Genomic DNA, 23,097 nt, shown 5'->3' on the forward strand with positions numbered 1-23,097 from the left:
GTTATTCAAGTGATTATCATGCGTATACTATTGTTTTTATCCCTGTTTTTATTCGGAATTGGAGCCTGGTCCCAAACCGGACCAATTGGCTGGGCCAGCTTGAATGGAGGCACGACGGGCGGCGAAGGCGGAGAGGTGGTTATGATTACCAATCGCGACCAGTTGTTGGCCAATGTTACGGGGAGTACACCGAAAATTTTGATGATCGTAGATACCATTGCGTTGAATCTTTACGAAAGAGTAAAAGTTTACGACAATAAGACCCTGTTGGGAAGTTCACCGGAAGCCATGATCAGGTTTGGAGGACTGGAAATTCTGGGTGATAATGTGATTATTCAAAACCTCGCCATTGGCGATTTTTACGATGGCGACTGGAGTGGCACTACCCATAGTACGGATTGTATGACAATTTATGGTGTCAATGTTTGGGTCGACCACTGCTGGCTCTGGGCAGGCGCTGATGGATTGCTGGACGTACGCAGTGGCAATGGTAAGATCGCCGATTATATCACCATTTCTAACACCAAATTTAGCGATCACAACAAGGTATCCCTGATCGGGAGTAGCAATGATGATGTAGAATGTCGCGATCACCTGCGGGTGACTTTCCACCATTGCTGGTACGATGGAACGGTAGACAAAGGCCTCAATCAGCGAAATCCCAGGGTACGTTTCGGGGATGTCCATATTTTCAACAATTATTACGAAGAGATTGACTCCTATTGTGCTGCTGCTCGTTTCGAATCGGATGTGGTGGTCGAAAGTACTTACTTCCGCAACTCAAAAGATCCTCACGAAATTGAAGATCAAGGCTTGGGATTGGAAGATGCTGATTTGGTAGCGATCAATAACCTTTATGAGTATTGCACCGGCAACCAAACCTCAATGGGAGAGGCTTTTACCCCGAGCGATTTTTACGATTATGAACCCACACCCACTTGGGATGTGCCCGCCTTGGTGATGAACGAAGCTGGCCCTTTCAACCCTGAGAACAACATCCCACCCGTAGCCGTCGACGATATTATCCTTTACGGAGGCATGTCGGGGGCATTGACGATTTCCGCTACAGAGAACGACCTGGACGAAGATAACGGCGACCTGCGTATTGCGCAATTGGCCAACGACCCTCCCGGTTCAGCGACGATCAGGTTCAATAATATTTACTATTTCCCTCCGGCAAACGCGACCGGCATCGATACGATCCTCTACTTACTGGTAGATACGCAGGGAGGTGTAGATACTGGGCGGATCATTATTGACTACGAAACCGTCAACGGAGCAGAAGACCTGGAACTGCAGGATCAGCCGATACAAATATTTCCTAACCCTGCTAGCAATCAGGCAACCTTGCAATGGAATGCCCTCCCAGCGCAAGCATTTTCACTGAAAGTTTATGACAGCCTCGGACGTATAGTGTTCGTTGAGAACGAACTGCGTCTAAGCTCACCACAATACCTGTTGGATACCCAACAATGGCCCGCTGGTACTTACTTAGTGAGTATCCAAGTTGGGGCCGCTACTTATACCCAGAAATTGAATGTAACTCGATCTTAGATTAGACTTGTTCTGCTGGGGCAGTTTGGAGGGAACTCTGAGCCAAAGGCGATCAGCGAAGCTAAAATTGATGCATTATCGACCACGCGAAGCCTTTTTTTAGGAGCCTAGCCGTAGCTAAGCGACTTAAAAAAGGCACAGTGTGGGAAGATAAGGCGCGATTTGCACCCGAAATGATCCCAGCAGAACAAGTCTATTAGATAAGATTTTCTTTTCATTTCCCTTAACCGCCTGTTTTGAGTTGATCAAACCAAGCCCTAAATTTCTATGCCACGATGCAACAGAAACTAATACTCTTATGCAGTAGCTTGCTACTTCTTTTTAGCCATCTGGTACAAGCCCAGATCACCAACGCCACCCTTTATGACTTTCGTGATGGCACCATTATCGGCGCGGGTGCAAGCCCGGATGGTGTGCTGACGCTAGCTGGCGTTTACAGCCACCACGGCACGCAATATGGTTTAAATATGAAGGTAGACGGAGAGATTGGTGTCAGTGTAGACGGCAGCAGTACGCTTCGTTTTCTGGGCTCGCAATATTCTGGTCTTAACATGGTAGGGACTGCCGCTGAAAGTGGCGATCTTGGTACACACAATACGATGGTAACCAATGACTTGAGCGATACCTACGATTTTGTGTATTCAGGCAATGCAGCTGCGCTTAATTTCTTGCTGACCGCGGGTACGGGCAACGACCTTTATTTGCCTACGCTAGAAGTAATACCTGCGCAGTCTGGTGCGGAATCATTTGCTGCGGAAGAAAATATCGTCTACTACTATGATTTTCGAGATGGTAGCATTATTCCTACCTCCACTACAGGGACGGAGGATATCCACCTTGGTCTGGTCGATATTTTGGTCGGCCCCAGCAATGCCTATGGCTACAATGGCGCGCAGCACGGTTCTATCCTCAAGGAAGGCAATCAAATTGTACTCCAAGTAGCGGGCAACACCACCATCCGCATTGGGGGGAGTATTTATTCCAATGGAACCATCTCTGTCTCCAGCCCCAATGGTGCTTTCGATATGACCAGTCAGGCGGCTGCTACCTCGGGTAATTTCGGTAATGACGGCTCTACCGTAGACTTTCTTTACGTAGGAGAAGCGGGTACGGTAACCCTTGATTTTACGGGTACCAATTACATTCCTTACCTGGAAGTAGTACCTGTTCCTTTTGAGGTGACGCTTACTCCTTTTGTACAAAAGTCGGGTACCATTACAGTCAATGATATTATCATCAACTTACTCACTGGCGCTGACGCAAGCAGTAATGCAAGCATTAGCGTAAGTGAAGGATTGGTGATCAGTGCTACCCCTACAGAGGCTTCCGTCGCTATTGACTTGGCGGGTGAAGAACTCGCCTATTATTTGCCTACTTTTTCCGCCAGTATTGATACCGTAATAGCAACGGGCGATTCTCTCCTGGTAGCTTTTGCCGACGCAACCACCGATCCTATGGGGTTCTTGATTAAAGTAAGCGATAGTAGTCTGATTCCGGAAGCTGAACCGGGGGTTACCTATACCTACAATTTTGCCGATGGTTCGGAATTACCACAAATCGGTTATCAGTCACTTCGCTATCAAACCTACATTTCACACGATGGTTTATTGACCATTAATAGCAATACCGACGAGGAAGCCCAGCAGTTTGGTTACCACGATTCCAGCCACGGTGGCGTATTCTTTCCCGGAAATAGTTTTGACATGATCGTGGCGGGAGATGCCATTATCACCTTCATTGTAGATACTTATGGTTCTGCTGTCGACGCTGAGTTGGAAATCACCGACGCATTAGGTAATGTGTTGGGAGCCATTGCTGGCCAAAACATTGGTGGTGCCGATGGTTTTCCGGTGAGTTATGCGTACACTGGTCCTGCTGGTGTGGTCACGGCAACCCTCTTGAGTGAGGGATTCCCTACTGCGGAAATCTATCTTCATGGCCTGAATATCGAAAACGCAGCAGAAGTAGTTACTTCCAACGGTAAAACCGATGTTTGGGATTTTGGTGCCGAGCAATTGGATACCATGCTCTTCAATAACCAACTGGAGGAGAGCCTGATCAACAACTGGTACGATGCTTCCATTGCGGTAGGGAGTGCGGGCAATACGCTGCCCAATTTCAACGCCGGAGTCTTATCCTGGTTTGGTGGTGGAAATGACCGCCTGCGCACTACCAACACGAACCTTACGCGCTACGACGAGAACATCAGTAATGCAACGGATTACACTGGTAGAGTATACGTAAATTCTGCTGGCAATGCCGGACGCTATTTGAGCCTTACCCTCAGTGAAGATGATGAGGTTACCATTATCGCAAAAACCGATGCCGGTGGTACGATCAACTTTGAATACGTCGCTGATCCGGAAGCGCAAACCGATGTTGTGCCTATTCCGAGTGATCTAACCGAGTTGAACTTTGTTGCCAAAGCAGCGGGCACTTACCATGTTTTTGATACCCAAGGCAAACCCAGTTATTACCGGGTGAGCAGAAAAGATGCGACCTATGTAGACCTCGCTGGTGCTGTAGATGTGAGCCAGGCACCTGGTTTGCCCACTGATTATGCTATCGTATTCACCAACGAAGCAGGGAAATCCTGGAGCACTTCCGTAACTGATGGTGCTTACGAAATCACGCTTCCTGCAACTTATACTTACGAACTAAGCCTTTCCGGTGCCAATGGTTACATCATTGATAATGGAACTTCTGTGGAAGTGACGGAATCAACGACGGTACACGATATTACCATCATTAGTGTAGAACTCTACTCCGTCTCGGGTACCATTATGGGGCTAAATGGTGAAATTGCTAACCTTACCTTGCGTTACGAAGCAGATCCTGCTGCTGGTGCTATCTTCGTTCCTGCACCGGTGATTGATGCGGGTGCTGCTACGTATACGGTAGAACTAGAGCCTAATATTCTTTATACGGTGGTTGCAGAAGGCGTAAATGATTATGAATTACTCGTGGATACCATTACGATAGCCGGAGCAGTGACTGATGCTGATCTGGAATTTGCTGCAAAACCAGTGTACATTGTCACCATTGATGCTCAGAACCTGACTTCGGAACAACTGGCTGACTTGAGCCTTAGCTTCAGTAATCTTTACGAAGCTGGTTATGAATATGACTTTCCTTCCGTTAGCGGCATTAGTCTACGTGATGGAACCTATACCATTACGGCAGGAGGCGTAGATGCCTACCCTGTGGAATTGGGTTTGACTTCAAACCTGATGGTGAATCAGGGGGATGTCACCAAAGTCCTTACTTTTGAACCAGTAACCAACTGGCCTTTTAACGATCGGGAAATTGTCAACGGTGACCCTACCTACAAAGGCTTACGCTTCACCGGGACGGTTTACAACTCACCAAATCAAGGGCACTTGGCTGCCAACCCCGGTGCTACCATTGAAGTGCCCGTTAATCCGGGAGAAACGATCACGGTACAGTACTACTATACTGCAGATTTCTCGCTGGATGGCGGAACCGCTATTACTACCAATAGCCAAAGCACGAGCATACTTGAACAAACAGCGTATGTTTATCCGGGTGCTGAAGCTGGTTATGTGACCATCGCCGTTGGAAGTGGTGCGGGAACTACTTACTTCACCAACATATCCGTAGAGCAAACCCTACCTTACAGTGCGGTCATCACGGTTGGTGTGGACAAGGATTATCAAATCATCAACGAAGCATTGGCTGCCATCCGCAGGATGGATCGCAATGAGGAAGACCGCGTAACGATCTTGGTGGATCCGGGCAATTATGAGGAAATGCTCGTTATTGATGAACCCAATATCACCCTGAAAAATGCTGCTCCACTACCCAATATTGACTTACTCAACCAAGGTGTGGATATTGCCGAAGGTGCTGTAAGAGTAACTTCTTACTACGGTCATGGTTATGACTACTACAGCATGGGCAACGACCAGAAATGGAATGCTGATGTACTGAGCGTGAACCAGGAGAACGGCTATCTTTCTTATGAAAATGCAGGTGCAGGTACGACCAACGGTTCTTATTGGAATGCAACAGTAGTCGTCACGGCAGATGGCTTTATCGCTGATCACATCATCTTTGAAAACTCATTCAACCAGTACATTTCTCAAAAAGAATCACAGGATATCGTTGTCATGTGGACTTCTGGTAGCCGTGGCGAGCGGCCTACGGATTATGGCAATACGGATGTGCAAGACCGCAGCTTCGTAGAAAGAGGCGCAGCCATTGCGGTGACCAATAATACCGACAAAGTAGTTTTGAAAAAATGCCGTGTTGTAGGACGTCAGGATTCTTTCTTCGGAGGTACGGGCTCCCGTGTGGTTGTTTACAAAGGCTCGATGATGGGAGCGGTAGACTACCTTTTCGGAGGTATGACGGCTGTGTTCTATAAGACGGAATTGACGATGAATACCAGTGACGTAAGCAGTGATCAGGCCTATATCACTGCTGCTCAGCAAGGTAGCGGGCGTGGTTATTTGATGTATGAATGTACCGTGAATTCCGCCCTGCCTGGAACAGAAACCGCATCAATGACCCGTTCTAAGCCCGGCTACTTTGGCCGCCCTTGGCAGGCGACGACCAGTGAAGTGGTCTTTTACAATACGACCATCGAAACCTCTGATTACCCTGGTTACGAAGGACAGTCACTCATCTTTCCATTAGGCTGGCAGAATACACTAGGTGGAGAATCAGCTGGTATGTACGAAATTGGTACCGTTGAGAACTCAGGAGCAGACAACAGCCCCTTTAGAGCCGCTTGGTCAACATTATTAACCCAGCCTCAGCTGTTGGATGGTACGGATATTACAACCTTCAATTTCACCAAAGGCACCGATGGTTGGGATCCACTGCCCATGCTTATCGAAGAAGATGTGGTTGGTGTGAACACCGTGATGCCAACGACTGCAGTAAAAGTTCATGCTTACGATAATCGTGTCTACATTTCTGATGTAACAGACACCACGCTTATCCGGGTGTACGGCCTGAATGGTGTGCTTTACAAAGTTTTCGAAACCGCTTCTGATGTAAGCTTTACTTTGCCTACGGGCTTTTGGGTGATTGCAGTTGATGCCCCTGATGGACAGAAAGCGGCGAAGGTAATCACGCATTAATTCTCTCTTTTCATAAGGGACGGAAAAAAATAAGTCAAGCAACTTTCGATTTTTTAAATTTATCTAAACAACTGACTGAAAGAAAGTTGTGTGAGAAATTTCAAAAATCCCCAGAGAAAGTTGCTGGATTTATTTCCGTCAAATTACTAAAGGTGTTTTGTCTTTGAAGCAACGCTTGTATGAACCACTTTTAATTCCCCTCCCAGATGGGAGGGGAATCTAAATCCGTAAAATAGGAGACGATGAAGATCCATAGATTAATGCTGATCGCTGCCATAATAGGCGCATTGATGAGTACCGCTTTTTATACCCAGGAGGAATCCATCACGATTTATCTGGTGGGTGATTCTACCATGGCTGACAAGCCTGGGACTCCGGAGGAAAATCCGGAAAGAGGCTGGGGCCAACTACTGCCTATCTATTTTAAACCGACGGTAAAAATTGCGAACCATGCCGTCAATGGTCGGAGTAGTAAAAGCTTTATCAATGAAGGGCGCTGGGAAACCGTCTTGGCACAGCTACACTCCGGCGATTATGTTTTCATTCAGTTTGGGCACAATGACCAAAAGGATGCTGATTCCTCCCGTTATACCAATCCCTGGACCGCCTACCGGAGGAATCTCCAGAAATACGTCAACGAAACCAGGGCCAAAGGTGCTCATCCTGTTATTTTATCCTCCATTGTTCGCAGGAAATTTAATGAACACGGCACTTTGGTCGATACCCACGGGGCATACCCTTTTGTGGCCCGAGAGGTAGCCAGAGAAATGGAGGTCCCATTCATTGATATGCAGTTGCTCACCGAGGAATATGTTATCGCTTTGGGGCCGGAAAAATCCAAAGAAACTTACCTCTGGGTTGCTCCAGGAGCATACGAAAAGTTCCCGGATGGAAAGCAGGATGATACCCATCTCAATCTGGAGGGAGCTACTGCATACGCTGGTTTAGTGGTTTCCGCCATCAGGGCAATGAAATCTCCGCTGGCTGCCCACCTAAAGTAGTACCACATTGGGGAAAGTGAATTGCAGCGAGGTATTTGATAGATTTTGAATACTATTAAAACCAATAAAAGTGCAATCTTGTGAGCAAGAACAGATGGTAAACAACAACTATGCAGATGAAAGACCAGGGTATTAAACCTTTTCTTGACGATAATTTTTTACTGGAAAACGCCACTGCGGAAATCCTCTATCACGAGTATGCCTCCAAGCAGCCCATCATCGATTACCACAATCACTTGCCGCCGGATGAGATCGCAGGTGATAAGCGATTCGATAACCTTACGGACGTTTGGCTGAAAGGTGACCATTACAAGTGGCGCGCGATGCGTACCATGGGGGTGCCCGAGAAATTCATCACGGGTGATGCCACCCACGAGGAAAAATTTCATAAATGGGCGGAAACGGTACCTTTCACCATCAGGAACCCTCTTTTTCACTGGACACACCTTGAATTGAAGGGCTACTTCGGTATCAACGAGCTTCTCAAGCCAGCGAGCAGCCAACGTATTTATGATCAATGTAATGAGCTTTTGCAAACGGATGCCTACAGTACGCGCAACCTTTTGCGTAAGATGAAGGTAGAGGTCGTATGCTCCACCGATGATCCCATTGATGATCTGCGCTATCACCAGCAGGTACGGAAAGAAGGGATGGACATCAAAATGTTACCCGCTTTTCGTCCGGACAAGGCCATCCTGATTCAGCAGGAACAATTTCTAGCCTATATCCAAAAATTGGGAGAGGTTGCAGGCGTTGAGATCAGTTCGTTTGCAGATTTATTGCAGGTGCTAAAAGACCGGATGCAGTTTTTCCACGAGCAAGGATGCCGTTTGTCTGACCATGGTTTAGAGCAAATTTATGCGGAAGACTTTACGGAAAGTGAAGTTGAAAAGATCTTTACCAAGCGCCTTAGCGGCGGAAACGTATCTGCGGAGGAGGGGCGTAAATTTATGTCGGCGACACTTTATCACCTCGGATGCTTGTATGCGGAATTGGGATGGGTACAACAGTTTCACCTCGGAGCTTTGCGCAATAACAGTAGCCGAATGTTGCGCCAGTTGGGCCCTGATACGGGCTTTGATAGCATTGGCGATTGGGAGCAAGCTAGCGCACTGGCCAAGTTTCTGAATCGACTGGATACGGAAGACAAATTAGCGAAGACCATCCTTTACAACCTCAACCCTCGTGACAACGAAGTGATGAGTACCATGATTGGCAACTTCAACGATGGATCTATCCGTGGCAAGATGCAGTTTGGCTCCGCATGGTGGTTTTTAGACCAAAAAGACGGAATGGAAAAACAGCTCAATGCCTTGTCAAATATGGGCTTGTTGAGCTGCTTCATCGGAATGCTAACGGATAGCAGAAGCTTTCTTTCCTTTCCTCGGCACGAGTACTTCCGCCGCTTACTCTGTAACCTCATCGGTCGCGACGTCCACAATGGAGAGCTGCCTAATGACCCTGAGTGGTTGGGCGGAATTGTAGCGGATATCTGCTACCGCAATGCCAAGAATTACTTTGGTTATTAAATCAGACCAATTAAACAAAAATTCAATCCAAAAAATTGATGAAGAAGATCGTTACTTTCGGTGAAATCATGCTGCGGCTTACCCCTCCGGGTTTCAAACGATTTAGTCAGGCGGGGGAGTTCGACGTTGTGTACGGTGGTGGAGAGAGCAATGTGGCTGTTTCTTTGGCCAATTATGGTTTGCCTACGGAGTTTGTTACCCGGGTACCGGACAATGAAATTGGCGAATGTGCGCTCATGGAAATGCGCAAGCGCAATGTTGGCATCAGCCACGTACTTCTGGGTGGAGAACGCCTGGGTATTTATTTCCTGGAAATGGGTGCCGTAAGCAGAGGCAGTAAGGTGGTTTACGACCGTGCCCACAGCGGTATGGCCTCCATTGAAGCAGGCATGATTGACTGGGAAGAAGTATTCCAGGGAGCTGGCTGGTTCCATTGGACAGGTATTACACCCGCGCTCTCACAGGGGGCAGCCGATGCTTGTCTGGAAGCTATTCAGGCCGCTAATAAAATGGGCGTTACGGTTTCTACCGATCTTAATTACCGTAAGAATCTCTGGAAGTACGGCAAAAAGCCAGGCGAAGTGATGCCCGCACTGGTAGAAGGTTGCGACATTATTTTAGGCAACGAGGAGGACGCTGAAAAACACTTTGGCCTTCACCCCGAGCATGTGGATGTGACCCAGGGTGATTCGGTTGATGCCAAAGCATATCTTTCGGTACTAAAGCAATTGATGGAAATGTTCCCGCGCGCCAAAAAGGTGATTACCACCTTGCGGGGAAGTATCAGTGCCTCCCACAATACCTGGGCTGGTGTACTCTACGATGGCAAAACCCTCTTCGAATCACCTACCTACCAGATTACCCACATCGTAGATCGCGTAGGCGGAGGAGACAGCTTTATGGGCGGATTGATTTACGGCCTGCTGACGTACCCTGATGATGATCAATTGGCCTTGAATTATGCTGTAGCCGCTTCCTGTTTGAAGCACACCATCTACGGCGATGCCAACCTGGCAACCATCAAAGAGGTAGAAACACTGATGGCTGGCGATGCCAGTGGACGGGTTTCTAGATAAGAGAAAGTTTTTTCATACTATTTTGGTAATTAGTGAGTGGATGGGGATTGGTAATGGAAAATTACCACCCCCATTTTTTGCTCAAAATTAAAACCAGCAATGGCAAGATTTACAAGAATCGAAGTGGCACAAAAAATGGCCGAACAGGGCATGGTGCCCTTGTTTTATAACCAAGATGTTGAACTTGGTAAAAAGGTACTAAAGGCTTGTTATGCCGGCGGTGCACGCTTGTTAGAGTTTACCAACCGCGGTGACTATGCGCACGAAGCTTTCGCCGCACTCAATAAGTATTGTGAAGCCGAGCTACCGGAGATGATCATGGGCGTAGGTTCTGTGACCGACGCTGGCACCACCAGTCTATACCTGCAGTTGGGAGCTAATTTTGTAGTGACACCGGTACTACGTGAAGACATTGCAATAGCTTGCAATCGGCGTAAAGTACTTTGGTCGCCAGGCTGTGGTTCGCTGACGGAAATTTGCCGTGCGGAGGAACTGGGCTGTGAAATCGTAAAACTCTTCCCCGGGGGGACTTATGGCCCTGAATTCGTTAAAAACATCAAAGGTCCACAACCCTGGACCAGCGTCATGCCTACTGGCGGGGTGTCTCCTACGGAGGATAATCTCAAAGGTTGGTTTGATGCAGGCGTAACCTGTGTGGGGATGGGTTCGCAAATGATTTCCTCAGATATCCTCAAGAATGGCACTTTTGAGGTGCTGGAAAAGAGGGTCGCAGATACGCTGGCACTCATCAAAAAATTGCGGCAGTAAAGCCGTTAAAACCTGGTATTATGAAGTACGGATCAGTAAGCTTTCTTGTAATATTGCTTTCCTTGTCGGCTTGCTCTGAACTCAGCGAAATCAAGACCCTCAAGCTGGCGCACAGCCTTGATACCCAACATCCTGTCCATGTTGCTATGGCGTTTATGGCCGAAAGGCTCATGGAGAAATCTGGAGGTACTTTCCAATTGGAAATTTATCCTAGTGGCCAGTTGGGTAGTGAGCGCCAATGTCTGGAACTGCTGCAGATCGGTAGCCTGGGGATGACCAAGGTTTCAGCGGCGGTTATGGAGAATTTTGCCCCTAATATCCAGGTGTTAAGCCTCCCTTATATCTTCCGAAGCCGTGAACACAATTACCATGTATTGGATAGCGAAGTAGGAAGGAAGTTGCTGATCCAGGGCGAAAAATTCTGGTTGCGCGGTCTAACCTATTTCGATGCCGGGCAACGATCTTTTTACAGCAAGGAGCCCATTCGCACCCCCGCTGATTTGAAAAACAAAAAGATCAGGGTACAGGAAAGTGTCACGGCAATGAACTTGATACGTTCGTTGGGAGGCGCTCCGACACCCATATCCTGGGGCGAACTTTATACCGCTTTACAACAAGGAGTAGTGGATGGTGCTGAAAATAACCCTCCTAGTTTCTATACTTCTCGCCACTACGAGGTATGTAAATATTATACCATCAATGAGCATACCGCTGTGCCGGATATTCTGGTGATCGGTTTGGTGGCCTGGAACAGCCTCAACGACCAACAACAGCAATGGCTGCAAGAGGCCGCCGACGAAGCCAAAGTCCACCAACGAATGCTATGGCAAGCGGCGGAAAAAGAAGCCTTGGATGCCGTCGCTGCTGCTGGGGTAGAAATTATCCTGCCGGATAAGACCCTCTTTTCTGAAATGACAAAATCCTTGTTTGATGAATACAAAGATCAGCCGGAAAAATACCAGTTGATCAAGGACATTCAAGCCGTACAGTAACAAGATGAAAGCCTAAACATGAGAAATGTAATCAATACGTACCTGGGGTACATCCTCGTCTTTTTGATGGCCCTGATGACCCTCGATGTTTTGTGGGGGGTCTTTACCCGCTACGCCATCGGCAGTCAGGCCGACTGGTCGGAAGAACTGGCCCGTTTTCTTTTGATCTGGATCGGGATGTTGGGCGCAGCCTACGCTTCCGGACAGCATAAACACTTGGCTATTGACCTACTTTACCCTAAACTGAGTGAGGATAACCAGCGCCGACTCATTGTTTTCATAAATGTCTTAATCACCATTTTTGCTTTTGCCGTTTTGGTGGTTGGGGGCTTCCGCTTGATGTACATTACCCAGGTGCTAGGGCAGTTGTCCGCTGCGCTGAGAGTACCCATGTTTTTGGTGTATGCCGTTTTGCCGGTGAGTGGTTTGTTGGTAATGTATTTTAAAGTAAGCGACTTAAAAAGCGCTTAGGAACAGCACAAAAAATAAATAAACATGGAAGTCCTAATCCTCGTCCTTTCCTTTATCATTCTGATCGCCATTGGTGTTCCTATTGCGTGGAGTATTGGTATCAGTAGTATTTGTACCATGTTGGTGAGCATTCCCACCATCTCTGCCTTTACGACAGTAGCACAGCGAATGGCCACAGGGCTCGACAGTTTTTCTCTTTTAGCCATCCCTTTTTTCGTCCTCGCCGGGGAGATTATGAATAGGGGAGGCATAGCCCGGCGATTGGTCGCTTTCGCAAAATCCCTGGTGGGCTCGCTGCCTGGTGGTTTGGCACACGTAAATATTGTAGCTGCTATGATGTTTGGGGCCATTGCGGGGTCGGCCGTTGCCGCTGTATCCGCTTTGGGGAGTATGTTGGGTAAAGAAATGGAAAGTGAAGGTTACTCGAAAGAATTTTCGGTGGCCGTAAACGTAACTTCCAGTACGACAGGATTGGTAATTCCTCCTAGTAATATTCTCATTGTTTATTCCCTGGCCAGTGGCGGGGTCTCGATTGCGGCACTCTTTTTAGCCGGATATGTACCAGGAATCATTACGGGCTTATTGCTCATGATCACGGCTGCGATTTGGTCCAAATTTCGCAAGTTTCCTTCCGGAGAACGCACCAGACTTTCCGTTGTGTTTCGCACTTTTATTGACGCTTTTCCGAGCTTGTTGTTATTGGTGGTTGTGATTGGCGGCATCGTAGTGGGGATCTTTACCGCTACCGAAGCTTCGGCGGTAGCCGTACTTTATTGTCTTATCCTCAGTTTTGCTTACAAAGAAGTGACGTTTAAACACCTTCCTCAGATTTTCCTGAATTCAGTGCTTACTACTGCCATCGTTTTGCTACTTATTGGTACTTCCATGAGTATGTCCTGGATCATGGCTTACGAGAATATTCCCCAGAATATTACCGAGTTTATGCTCTCGATCAGTGATAATAAATTTGTGATTCTTTTCATCATCAACATGCTACTGCTGTTTGTGGGGATTTTTATGGACATGACGCCGGCTGTATTAATTTTCACTCCCATTTTCCTTCCCGTGGTCACGAACCTTGGTATGGACCCTACCCATTTTGGTATTGTGATGGTCCTGAACTTATGTATCGGTTTATGTACACCACCCGTAGGCTCGGTGCTTTTTGTGGGGGTAGGCGTAGCGGGTACGACGATCCAGAAAGTCATCAAGCCCTTGCTGCCCTTGTTTATCGCCATGTTGATTTCCCTGATGCTGGTCACCTATATTCCGGAGCTTAGTCTTTGGTTGCCAGGTTTGTTTGGGTTCTAATGCCTTCGGCACTAAATGTAGCTTGGGCTTCAGCCCGAGCGCGGGTTATACGCTCGGGCTGAAGCCCAAGCTACGGTGCGTAGCGAATAGTGCCTTTCGGTTTGCTTGAACTGTTTTAGCGCGATTTTTTAGTACCGGAGGCACTAGGGATTTAGAAGAATAGAAAAATAATTTATGAAAAATACAGTGCTAAAAGTTCATCCTGCGGATAACGTCATCGTTGCTTTGCGCGATTTTGCCGCAGGAGAAGAAGTGGTCTACCAGGATCACCCGATTCAATTGGCGGAAGCGATACCGACCAAGCACAAGTTTGCTGAGCGTGATTTCGCGCCAGGAGAGATCATTACCATGTACGGAGTGACCGTAGGGAAGGCACTTCTTCCTATCCCTCAGGGGGCGCGCATCACTACGGCTAATCTCGCCCACGCTTCGAGCTCCTATGAGGTAGGTAAACGGCAGACCAGTTGGGACGCTCCAGATGTTAGCAAATTTCAAAACCGCACTTTTCAGGGGTACCACCGTGCTGATGGTAAGGTGGGGACCCGCAATTACTGGTTGGTAATTCCACTGGTTTTTTGTGAAAATCGCAATATCAAAGTCATTCGCGAGGCCATGCTGGAATCTTTGGGCTATGCCACAGATCGGGACTTTTCGGTAGATATGACAAGCCTCATTCAGCAATACCAAAACGGTGCTACTGCCGACACCATTCTGGCCACAGAGGTCATCAAAACCGGCAGCGACATCCAACGCAACCGGCTTTTCCCCAATGTTGATGGCATCAAATTCCTCACCCATGAAGGCGGCTGTGGTGGTATTCGTCAAGATTCCGAAACCCTCTGTCGGTTACTTGCCGGGTATATTACACACCCCAATGTCGCAGGTGCCACGGTGCTTAGCTTGGGCTGCCAGAATGCACAGATCAGCCTGCTGGAGTCCGCTATTGCGGAAATCAGCCCTGATTTTCAGAAGCCACTCTTTCTATTGGAGCAACAGGCGAGTAAATCAGAGCGAGACTTCATTGCACAAGCCGTTAAAAAGACTTTTGCCGGCCTCATGGAAGCGAATAAAATAGAGCGCCAACCGGCAGGCCTACATCACCTCACGCTCGGCCTGGAATGTGGTGGGTCCGACGGCTTTTCCGGCATTTCTGCCAACCCTGCGTTGGGCTACACCTCCGATTTGCTGGTAGCCCTCAAAGCAAAAACCATCCTTTCAGAATTTCCAGAATTGAACGGTGTAGAGCAAGAAATGATCAACCGTTGTCTGACCACGGAAAGTGCCGAGAAATTTGCCCACATCATGGCCACTTACGCCCAAAGAGCGGAAGAAGTAGGCTCTGGGTTTGATATGAACCCTTCTCCGGGAAACATCAAGGACGGCCTCATTACCGACGCAATGAAATCCGCGGGGGCGGCAAAAAAAGGAGGCACTTCGCCGGTCGTTGGCGTTTTGGACTATACCGAACAAGTCAGTGATCCTGGTTTGTACCTCCTTTGTACACCGGGCAATGATGTGGAGAGTACTACCGGTCTGGCCGGTTCCGGTGCCAACCTTATCGTATTTACTACCGGCTTGGGTACGCCCACTGGGAACCCGATTGCTCCAACGGTGAAAATGTCCAGCAACACCGCGCTAGCCAACCGGATGACGGATTTGATTGACATCAATGCGGGCACCGTTATTTCCGGCGAGGACACCATCGAAAGCAAGGGTGAGGAATTGCTAGAACTATTGATCAAAGTCGCCAGCGGCGAAGTACTCACCAAGGCTGAACGGCTCGGACAAGATGATTTTATTCCCTGGAAGCGCGGCGTTTCCTTGTAAGTGACAAAGAAAAAATGATGAAACTGAATCGTACTACAGCTAAGGTAAATCCTGCTCCACCAGCCCGCATCCTCCAATTTGGAGGAGGGAATTTCCTGCGGGGATTCGCTGATTGGATCATTGATGTTTACAACGAAAAATCTGCTGATCCCATGGGTGTTTTGGTAGTAAAGCCTACCAAGCGCGGCGACTACCAGGCTTGGCGCGAACAAGATGGTTTGTACCATGTGCTGACCAAAGGCATCCGTGATGGTGAGTTGATGGATGAGAAGCATTTGGTAAAATGCGTAGGAGACATCATCCACCCTTACCACAATTGGGAGGCTTTTCTCAGTAGTGCTGAAAACAAGGACTTACGTTTCATCCTTTCCAATACCACCGAAACGGGCATTCGCTTTTCCGCAGCGGATCAATGGAAGGACGAACCTCCCGCCGAATTTCCCGCCAAGCTTACCCGGTGGTTGTACCATCGTTACCAGCACTTCAAGGGCGATCCGGGGATGGGTTGTGTACTTATCCCCACCGAATTATTGGTAGACAACGGAGCAGAACTTAAAGCTACTATCTTACAATACGTTGATGCCTGGAACCTCGATGCGGGTTTTAAAACATGGCTGGAAGAAGCCAATACCTTCTGTAACACGCTGGTAGATCGCATTGTCCCCGGGGTAGGGAAGGAGGAGATGGCCGCCGCTTTGGCGCAAGTAAGTTTTGAAGATGAAATGATCACGCAGGGAGAACCTTACCACTTTTGGGGCATTGAAGCGCCGTTGGCTGTTCGGGAAGAGTGGCCGCTCGATAAAATCGGTCTGAACATCATCTATACCGATGACCTTACGCCTTACCGCACCAGCAAAGTTCGTATTCTCAATGGTGCACACACCGCCATGGTACCCGTAGGGTATTTGTATGGATTAACAACCGTCCGGGAAACGGTGGAGCATCCGATCATGGGCGCTTTCGTAGAGAAAGTAATTTTTGATGAAATCATGCCCACCTTGGACATGAAGGAAGAGGAGTTGAAGAAGTTTGCTACAGCCGTATTAGACCGTTTCAAGAATCCTTTTATTCACCACCAATTGATCAGTATTGCCCTCAACAGTGTCTCCAAGTTTAAGACGCGCTTGTTGCCTTCTTTGCTGGAATATTCCCAGCGTAAAGGAGATTTACCTGAGGGGATCGTCTTGTCTTTGGCAGCCTTGATTCGTTTTTACAAAGGTGTATACGATGGGAAAACTATCCCGGTAAATGATGAAGCCTGGGCGACTAGTTTCCTGGCTGCGGCCTGGGATGAAAATGACGGCAGTGCGGAAGGAACGGCGACTTTGGTCAGGAAGGTCTTATCCTGGGAGGAAGCCTGGGGGGAAGATTTATCAACTGTTCCCGGCTTGCAAAACATGCTGACTACCTACCTCTCCGAGATGGATCAGGGGGGAATTGCCCAAATCGTAAAAAGAATCAGCGCATGAAAAGGATCATCTTTCTCAGTCTTCTAATGCTTAGGTTTTTGAGTTTACAAGCTCAGAAAGAGATACCGCTCTATCCAGGGCCCATCCCGAATGCTCGCCCGGTGCCAGATCCCGAGCGGCTGGTCGAACGCGAAACAGGCGGTCGTGCCTATCTCGATACGGCCGTACCTACGCTTACTGTCTTCACCCCAGCCCAGCCCAACGGCAAGGCCGTCATCATTTGTCCTGGCGGCGGATACGTCAAGACGGCTTTCGACAAGGAAGGCATACTGGTAGCTCAGTCACTGCTGGAAGACAGCATCACCGCTTTCGTACTAAAATACCGCATCCCCCAGGATTTGACCAATGTCGATAAATCGCTGGCTCCGCTGATGGATGCACAACAGGCGATTCGCTACGCGAGAAAAAACGCCCAGGCTTATCAGCTAGATCCCGCAAAAATCGGTATCATGGGCTTCTCCGCAGGAGGACACCTGGCCGCTTCAGCAGCTACTCACTTTCAGAAACCTGCGGATGCCAATAACACAGACACGACTTCTTTACGACCTGATTTCGCGGTACTCATCTACCCGGTGATCAGCTTTAGTGATGAACTCACCCACCGCGGTTCAAGGGATCATTTATTGGGTGCCAATCCCACCGCTGCCGAAATCCTGCACTGGTCCAACGAAACCCAAGTAGGCGCGGATACACCACCCGCATTTTTGGTGCATGCAGCAGATGATAAGGCCGTGCCTGTAGGTAATAGTCTTGCTTATTACCAAGCCTGTATAGCGCACGATGTGCCGGTAGAAATGCATTTGTATCCACGCGGCGGGCACGGGTTCGGCATGTACAACACGACGACCCCCGACGATTGGATGGAACGTTTGAAAAATTGGCTGAGTACCTTATGAAAAATGTAAAGCATAGCTGGATACTGGGCATTCTTTTATTGGCTTTGAGCAGTCAGGCACAAAGCAGTTACTACCCCCGTGATACGACCTATACCATCCAGTCTGCTTACGAAAAAGCTGTTCAGAAATACCCGGATATTGAAGCCGTTTGGCCCAAGTTGCCTCCTTCGGTAGCGAGCGATGAAAACGTGGTCTACCTCCAATTGGCAAATGGCCGTCAGCTTCATGTAGATGTTTATTATCCTAAGCGCAGTAGCAAGAAAAAGCGTCCCGCAGTGCTTATGATTCACGGTGGTGGATGGATGGCGGGCTCAAAGGAGAACATGCGCCCCATGGCCCAACAGTTGGCTAATAAAGGTTTCGTGACCGTGGTGGCGGAATATCGCCTTGGCGGCGAGGCACCTTATCCAGCTGGTGTTCACGATTTGAAAACGGTAGTGCGTTGGATGCGGGCGAAGGCAAGAGACTATGGGATCAATCCCGAAAAAATAGCTGCTTACGGGTGCTCGGCGGGTGCACATTTAGCTTCGCTACTTGGGGCTACCAACCAGTTATCTATTTACGATGAGCACGACGCTTACATTGATTATTCTGCTGCTGTTCAGGCGGTTCTCAATATCGACGGTATCGTTTCTTTTGTTCACCCGGAAGCGGAGCCAGAATGGACCGGGCGTTCGGCCAATGCCTGGTTGGGCGATTACAAGGAAAATTATCCCCGCTGGGAGGCGGCTTCTCCTTTGACTTACGCGGATGAAAACCTACCACCATTCCTTTTTGTCAATAGCTCCTATCCGCGATTTCATGCGGGGCGTGAGGACTTGCGCGCGCTTCTTCAAAAAAATAACACCTACTACGAAGCCCACACGTTTGCAGGCTCACCACACGGGTTTTGGTTATTTAAACCTTGGTTTAAGCCCACTTTGTCCTATTCCGTAGGCTTTCTGCGAAAGGTGTTTGAATAGACTTTTGCTTGTTCACCTAGCGACCGTGATTGACCTACTGTCGCCTAACCATGCTTATGATGAAAAATGATCTCAAACGTCGTGAATTTCTAGCGTCCATTAGTATGCTCGCTGCGGGTAGCCTATTGCCTGGATCCGCTTTCAACTTTGGTAACAACGGCAAGCTCAAAGTTTGTCTGGTTGGAACAGGAATTCGTGGAACCAGCTTCTGGGGAAAACGCCTGGTAGAAAACTACGCTGACTTGCTGACTTTCGTAGGCTTGTGCGATCACAATCCTGGCCGCTTGGAATATGCCTTGGAATACATGGGGGTAGATTGCCCTACTTTTCTGGATTTTGAAACGATGGTGAACACGACTAAGCCCGATCTGATTATCGTTACGACCAAGGACTCCACCCACCACGAGTTCATCATCAAAGGCTTGGAAATGGGCTGTGATGTGCTCACCGAAAAGCCGCTCACTACGGACGAGGTCAAATGCCAGGCCATCCTGGATGCGGAGCGTAAATCGAGCAAGAAGCTGATTGTTGGTTTCAATTATCGTTGGAGCCCCTACATGACGAAGATCAAAGAATTATTGTCGCAAAATGCGATAGGGAAAGTTACCTCGGTCGATTTTCACTGGTACCTGAATACGCATCACGGCGCGTCTTATTTCCGGCGTTGGCATGGTTTACGCCAGTCGGGCGGTACGCTTTGGGTACACAAGGCTACGCACCATTTTGACTTACTCAACTGGTGGCTGGATTCCGATCCGGAAGAGGTATTTGCCTACGGGGCACTGGAACACTACGGCAGCAACGGCCCTTTTCGCGGAGAAAACTGCCGCACTTGCGAGCACAAAAAGGACTGCAAGTTTTACTGGGACATCACCAAAGACGAACGCATGATGAACCTCTACGTCAAGCATGAGCAGCACGATGGGTACATTCGCGACAGTTGTCTTTTTCGTCCGGAGGTCAATATTTATGACAAAATGTCGGCGCAGATCAAATACGCCAATGAGGTGGTGGTCAACTATTCGCTCACCACTTATTCTCCCTTTGAAGGTTGGCGAATCGCCTTCAATGGTACCGAGGGCCGCATCGAAGCCTGGCTCGATATTCCTTACCATGATGACAATAACCTTTCGCAAGCAGAACTTCATGCCTTGGAGATGGACCAATCGGGCAGTGAGCTGGATTACAAGCCACTGATTGTACACAAAAACTGGAACAAGCACGAAGTAGTTCAGGTTGGATTTGAACGTAGCGGACACGGAGGAGGAGATGTTCGTTTGCACGATAAAATGTTTAGAAATCCAGATAATCCGGACCCTCTCAAGCATGCTGCGGGCATCCGCGATGGCGCAATGTCTGTTTTGATTGGTATTGCCGCTCGCAAGAGCATCGAAGCCAAGGAACCCATTCGCATCGCAGAACTGACGGATTTACAGCCTCGGGCGAAGCGTATCTGACGTGAGGTTTAGCTAGCGCTGCTGCTTCGCGGTGCCTTTTTGTGTTCCTGAAAAGCGAGGGATATACAAGACAAGCCTCACAGTACCAGGTATTTAGTATAGGGTATAGGGGTTTTTGAAACTCCCAAATTCGACATTATACCAAGTACCGTGTACCTCGTACGGTGAGGTTTTACTTCGTAGCTGCTTCGCGGTGATGCAGCTCAGATCGCTAATAATGAGACACTTATTTTCAAGCCTCACGTTAACCAAGACAATCTCCAAAAACCATGGACAAGCGTATTCTTTTAACCTTACTAATCCTAGTTTCGATATTCCTTAATTCCTGGAGCCAACAATTGGCCTTTCCCAGTGCCGAAGGGTTCGGAGCCTACGCTAAAGGTGGAAGAGGAGGGCAGGTCATTTATGTCGCCAATCTGAACGACGATGGCCCGGGGAGCTTGCGGTGGGCCGTTGAGCAAGAAGGACCGCGTACAGTAGTGTTTGGCGTATCGGGAACGATTGAACTCAAAGAAAGACTCAATATTGAAAACCCTTTCTTGACGAACGCGGGACAGGCAGATTACGACTTCATAGTAGCTGCCGACGGCAGTGGTGATTTCACAACCGTGCAGGAAGCCATTGACGCGGTTCCCTCCTTGCGGCGCAACCGTACCCGGATATTTATCAAGAATGGTATTTATCAAGAAAAGCTGGTGCTGCCCACCACCACGGTCAATGTTTCCCTGATTGGCGAAAGTGTAGAACAAACGATCCTCACCTTTGACGATTACGCCAGCCGGAAAAATCGCTTTGGGGAAGAGATTGGCACCTCAGGTTCCGCTTCTTTCTTTTTGAATGGAGATGGCTTTATTGCTAAAAATATCACCTTTGAAAACGCCGCCGGGCCAGTAGGCCAGGCTGTAGCCGTGCGCGTGGATGGCGACAAAGTGCAGTTTGAGAATTGTCGCTTTCTTGGCTTTCAGGACACCCTCTACACCCACGGCATCAATAGCCGGCAGTACTATAAAAACTGCTACATTGAGGGCACCGTAGATTTTATCTTTGGCTCTTCTACCGCCGTTTTTGATGATTGCGAGATCAAATGCAAAAGCCCCGGATACATCACGGCAGCCTCCACCAAGGAGGAGACGGAGACGGGCTATGTCTTCCGAAATTGCAAGATTTGGGGGGAGGTAAAGCCAGGCGCCGTCTATCTGGGCCGCCCGTGGCGGCCTTACGCCAAGGTAATCTTCTACGCCTGCGAACTCTCCGATATTATCCGCCCAGAAGGTTGGGACAATTGGCGCAACCCCGAGAACGAGAAAACGGCCTACTACGCCGAATACCAAAATACGGGTGCTGGTGCCGTGGTCGAAAAACGCGTCAGTTGGTCCCACCTGCTGACCGCTGAGGAAGCCGCGCGGTACCAATCGTTGGCATCGCTGCTGGGCGGTTGGGAGCCGGGTTTGGAGGGTGATGGGGAGTAATGCTTGGTAGGGTGGGGGAGTGATCGCTTTGGGGGGATTTTTGATTAACCTCCGATCATGCAATGTCGGTAAAACCGCCACTGCACCCACTGGGCGCTATTCGTCCATACGCTAAGGTGCACGGCGGATAGCTAATCAGTGGGTGACATTAAACCACTGACAGCAAGAACATGATATATTGCGCTGCGTAGCAAACGCATCGCAGCGGTCTAAGTTTGGCAGCGGGGCGATGTAGTCTTGCATTTACATACTACCGAGCAGCGAGGCAACTCACCCACTGCCCGTAGCCGAGCTCACTCCTCAAGACCAAGATTTAATTCATCTATATCAATTAAAGAACATTTTAATAGCCCAAGAATATCCTTAGGGATGGTCTTTCTCGAAAAAAATAAATTTACTTCATTATCAGGAATATTTGCCTTTACCTGCTTAGTACTAATAGGATACCAAGGTTCTTGAGCTAAATCTATTTGAATAGGGATGCCTAAGTAAAAACCATCAAATTGAATCTCAAATTCACATCCAATCTGATATTCAAATGAATCTCCTCCGGCAAAAAAATCGACTACTTCTTCACCTGTTGGGGTATATAAATCTTCAAAATAACATGTCTTCTCATAAGACCTAGTACCCTTTGAATAACGCCATGTAAATTTATTTACTTTTGTGAAAACTAAATAAGCAAATTTAACAAAACCTTTACGTTCATCAATTTCGACTATTTTATTACCGACTATTTCTAGATTAATGTAAGGAAGGATAATATTATCCTTATGTCGAAAAACGCGACTATTATACGATTCAGAAGTATTAATTTGTCGCCTTAGTTTTTTTAAGTCAATTAACATAAATTACAATTTCTTTAGAGTTATTTCATTTACACTATTCAAATCACCCCGGAGTGCACTTCCATCTGTTCTGAAAAAACCTTCTTTGCTTAGACCATCTCTCTTAGAGATTATTTCAAAACCATCTATGCCTTCAGCAACTTCATCATAAACATCCTGAAAAAATCTATTTGCTTTTTGGCCTCTAACAGTTACAGTAGCTCCACTTTTTAGGCTTGAATAAATTTGAGTTAGGAATGTCGATTGAGGGTTATTTACTACAATTTCATCAACGCTTCCTATTGGGAAATGTCTTGAAAAATTCATAACCTCGTCTTTTATACCTTCCAATGCACTTCGATCAAAATTGATAAAGCCTT

The 23,097-nt window shown here is 48.0% G+C and carries 17 protein-coding genes; 15 read left to right on the forward strand and 2 right to left on the reverse strand.

Features of this window, described 5'->3' with window-relative positions:
- Window positions 1–18 precede the first annotated feature (18 nt).
- The 15 genes from AB0L18_RS20135 to AB0L18_RS20205 all read left to right on the forward strand — a co-directional run bounded on the left by AB0L18_RS20135 (window position 19) and on the right by AB0L18_RS20205 (window position 21,890).
- Window positions 19–1,554 (forward strand): T9SS type A sorting domain-containing protein, encoded by a 1,536-nt coding sequence (locus AB0L18_RS20135; protein WP_367389120.1) that lies wholly within the window; start codon window positions 19–21, stop codon window positions 1,552–1,554.
- A 275-nt stretch (window positions 1,555–1,829) separates the two neighbouring features.
- On the forward strand, window positions 1,830–6,662 hold the full coding sequence (locus AB0L18_RS20140; RefSeq protein WP_367389121.1) for a pectinesterase family protein: 4,833 nt from the start codon (window positions 1,830–1,832) through the stop codon (window positions 6,660–6,662).
- A gap of 242 nt (window positions 6,663–6,904) precedes the next feature.
- On the forward strand, window positions 6,905–7,663 hold the full coding sequence (locus AB0L18_RS20145) for a rhamnogalacturonan acetylesterase (RefSeq protein ID WP_367389122.1): 759 nt from the start codon (window positions 6,905–6,907) through the stop codon (window positions 7,661–7,663).
- Window positions 7,664–7,773: 110 nt separating this feature from the next.
- On the forward strand, window positions 7,774–9,192 hold the full coding sequence (uxaC, locus tag AB0L18_RS20150; protein WP_367389123.1) for a glucuronate isomerase: 1,419 nt from the start codon (window positions 7,774–7,776) through the stop codon (window positions 9,190–9,192).
- 38 nt (window positions 9,193–9,230) lie between these two features.
- Window positions 9,231–10,268, forward strand: coding sequence for a PfkB family carbohydrate kinase (locus AB0L18_RS20155; RefSeq protein WP_367389124.1), 1,038 nt, complete (start codon window positions 9,231–9,233; stop codon window positions 10,266–10,268).
- Between the two features lie 99 nt (window positions 10,269–10,367).
- A complete protein-coding gene (locus tag AB0L18_RS20160; RefSeq protein ID WP_367389125.1) occupies window positions 10,368–11,036 on the forward strand; it encodes a bifunctional 4-hydroxy-2-oxoglutarate aldolase/2-dehydro-3-deoxy-phosphogluconate aldolase in 669 nt (222 codons plus the stop codon).
- Window positions 11,037–11,056: 20 nt separating this feature from the next.
- Window positions 11,057–12,028, forward strand: coding sequence for a TRAP transporter substrate-binding protein (locus AB0L18_RS20165; protein ID WP_367389126.1), 972 nt, complete (start codon window positions 11,057–11,059; stop codon window positions 12,026–12,028).
- Between the two features lie 18 nt (window positions 12,029–12,046).
- Entirely contained in the window at window positions 12,047–12,499 is a 453-nt protein-coding gene (locus tag AB0L18_RS20170) for a TRAP transporter small permease (RefSeq protein ID WP_367389127.1), read from the forward strand.
- A gap of 24 nt (window positions 12,500–12,523) precedes the next feature.
- Complete coding sequence (locus tag AB0L18_RS20175) at window positions 12,524–13,810, forward strand: TRAP transporter large permease (RefSeq protein WP_367389128.1); 1,287 nt, start codon at window positions 12,524–12,526, stop codon at window positions 13,808–13,810.
- Between the two features lie 174 nt (window positions 13,811–13,984).
- The gene (locus AB0L18_RS20180) at window positions 13,985–15,637 is read left to right on the forward strand and encodes a UxaA family hydrolase (RefSeq protein WP_367389129.1); all 1,653 of its coding nucleotides are present in this window, start codon (window positions 13,985–13,987) and stop codon (window positions 15,635–15,637) included.
- A 14-nt stretch (window positions 15,638–15,651) separates the two neighbouring features.
- The gene (locus AB0L18_RS20185; RefSeq protein ID WP_367389130.1) at window positions 15,652–17,106 is read left to right on the forward strand and encodes a tagaturonate reductase; all 1,455 of its coding nucleotides are present in this window, start codon (window positions 15,652–15,654) and stop codon (window positions 17,104–17,106) included.
- A complete protein-coding gene (locus AB0L18_RS20190; RefSeq protein WP_367389131.1) occupies window positions 17,103–18,002 on the forward strand; it encodes an alpha/beta hydrolase in 900 nt (299 codons plus the stop codon). Before AB0L18_RS20185 ends, AB0L18_RS20190 begins: the two co-directional genes overlap by 4 nt.
- Window positions 17,999–18,964, forward strand: a complete 966-nt coding sequence (locus tag AB0L18_RS20195) for an alpha/beta hydrolase (RefSeq protein ID WP_367389132.1) — start codon at window positions 17,999–18,001, stop codon at window positions 18,962–18,964. The genes AB0L18_RS20190 and AB0L18_RS20195 overlap by 4 nt, the downstream gene beginning before the upstream one ends.
- 59 nt (window positions 18,965–19,023) lie before the next feature.
- Window positions 19,024–20,421: a Gfo/Idh/MocA family protein gene (locus AB0L18_RS20200; protein WP_367393168.1), complete on the forward strand. Its 1,398-nt coding sequence runs from the start codon at window positions 19,024–19,026 to the stop codon at window positions 20,419–20,421.
- Window positions 20,422–20,690: 269 nt separating this feature from the next.
- Window positions 20,691–21,890, forward strand: coding sequence for a pectinesterase family protein (locus AB0L18_RS20205; RefSeq protein WP_367389133.1), 1,200 nt, complete (start codon window positions 20,691–20,693; stop codon window positions 21,888–21,890).
- A 293-nt stretch (window positions 21,891–22,183) separates the two neighbouring features.
- Here the strand turns inward: AB0L18_RS20205 and AB0L18_RS20210 are convergent, their stop codons facing one another.
- Together AB0L18_RS20210 and AB0L18_RS20215 are read right to left on the reverse strand one after the other, a co-directional pair.
- Window positions 22,184–22,738, reverse strand: a complete 555-nt coding sequence (locus tag AB0L18_RS20210) for a hypothetical protein (protein ID WP_367389134.1) — start codon at window positions 22,736–22,738, stop codon at window positions 22,184–22,186.
- 3 nt (window positions 22,739–22,741) lie between these two features.
- A complete protein-coding gene (locus AB0L18_RS20215) occupies window positions 22,742–23,044 on the reverse strand; it encodes a hypothetical protein (protein WP_367389135.1) in 303 nt (100 codons plus the stop codon).
- Window positions 23,045–23,097: the final 53 nt, after the last annotated feature.

It is taken from the genome of Lewinella sp. LCG006, from assembly GCF_040784935.1.
In the GTDB taxonomy this organism is placed as follows: Bacteria; Bacteroidota; Bacteroidia; order Chitinophagales; family Saprospiraceae; genus Lewinella.